The following is a 1502-nucleotide window of genomic DNA, read 5'->3' as shown; positions in this document are numbered from 1 at the left end:
CGCCCTGGACGGGGTGCTGTTCATCGACGAGGCGTACGAACTGAGCGACCAGCGCGACGGCTTCGGCCACGAGGCCATCCAGGCCCTGCTCACCCGCATGGAGAACGACCGGGGCCGGCTCGTCGTGATCGTCGCCGGGTACCCGGACAAGATGACCGAGTTCCTGGCCGCCAACCCCGGCCTGAGGAGCAGGTACGCCCAGGACAACGTCCTGCGTTTCCCCGACTACCCGCCGCCCGACCTGCACGCCATCGCCCTCGGCCGGCTCCGCGAGCGAGGGGCCCGGCCCACCCCCGAGACGGAGTCCCAGCTCCTGCGGATCGTCACCGGGATGCACCGCACCCGCGACGAGTCCTTCGGCAACGCCCGCGACATGCGCACCCTCGCCGACGCCGTCTTCACCCGCTGGTCCCACCGGGTACGCCGCCGGGTGGACGAACCCGTCGTCCCCGACGACATCCCCGAGCGCTACCGCGACCACCTGGACCGCCCGGCCCCCGACCCCGCGCGGCTCCTCGCCGAGCTGGACGCGTACGTGGGCCTCGGCCCGGTCCGCGAGGTGCTGACCGGCCTCGCCAACCGGCAGCGCCTGCGCCGGGCCCACGGCACCGGCGAGCTGACACCCCCGCACCTGGTGTTCACCGGGCCGCCCGGGACCGGCAAGACCTCCGTAGCCCGGCTCGTCGGCACCCTCTTCCGCGACCTGGGCCTGCTGCGCAAGGGACACGTGGTGCAGGCGAGCCGGGCGACCCTGGTCGGCGCCTACCTCGGCGAGACCGCCCGACTGGTCCGCCAGGCGGTGCAGGACGCCCTGGACGGGGTGCTGTTCATCGACGAGGCGTACAGCCTGGCCCACGACGTGCGCGGCGGCTACGGGCAGGAGGCGATCGACACCCTGGTCCTGGAGATGGAGCAGTGGCGGGGCCGCCTCTCCGTGATCGTCGCCGGCTACCCCCGCGAGATGGACACCTTCCTCAACGCCAACTCCGGCCTGCCGTCCCGCTTCACCGAGCGCGTCCCCTTCCCGCACTACGGCCCCGACGACCTCCTGGAGATCCTGCGCCGGATGGCCGCGGCCCAGGGCTACACCCTGCACCCCGAGGTGCCGCGCCACGCGGGGGAGTGGCTGGCCGCGACCCGCCGCGCCGACCCGGAGGGCTTCGGCAACGCCCGCACCGTCCGCAAACTCCTGGAACTCATGGAATCCCGCCTGGCCGCCCGCTTCGCCCGGGCCGGCGAGGACTCCGGGGCGGGCGCCTTCACCCGGTTCCTCCCGGAGGACGTACCTGCTCCGCCGTACTGAGGGGCGCGGCGCTCCCTCACGGCGTCCGGTGCACCACGGACTTCCCGCCCCGGTCGCCGGCGTCCCGCTCGGCCAGCACCCGCCGCAGCGCCTCGTCCACCGCGCCCAGCCGCCGTTCCGCCTCCTCCGTCGCCGCCGCCACCTCGGCCAGCGTCACCCGGTGCTCCGGCGTCACCGCGCCGTCCGGCGCGCCTCCGGG

1 protein-coding gene and 1 pseudogene are annotated in these 1502 nt (G+C 74.8%); one reads left to right on the top strand and one right to left on the bottom strand.

Annotated elements, in window-relative coordinates; genetic code table 11:
- Positions 1 to 1303, top strand: a 1303-nt coding sequence (locus tag G3I41_RS01455) for an AAA family ATPase (RefSeq protein ID WP_164398469.1), incomplete at its 5' end; no start/stop codon positions are given.
- A gap of 16 nt (positions 1304 to 1319) precedes the next feature.
- Here G3I41_RS01455 and G3I41_RS01450 read toward each other — a convergent pair.
- A pseudogene (locus G3I41_RS01450) lies at positions 1320 to 1502 on the bottom strand (hypothetical protein); the annotation flags it as partial.

This window comes from Streptomyces sp. SID9727 (assembly GCF_010550605.1).
In the GTDB taxonomy this organism is placed as follows: Bacteria; Actinomycetota; Actinomycetes; order Streptomycetales; family Streptomycetaceae; genus Streptomyces.
The sequence above is the reverse complement of the archived record's forward strand: the minus strand, read 5'-3'. Positions and strand labels throughout refer to the sequence as shown.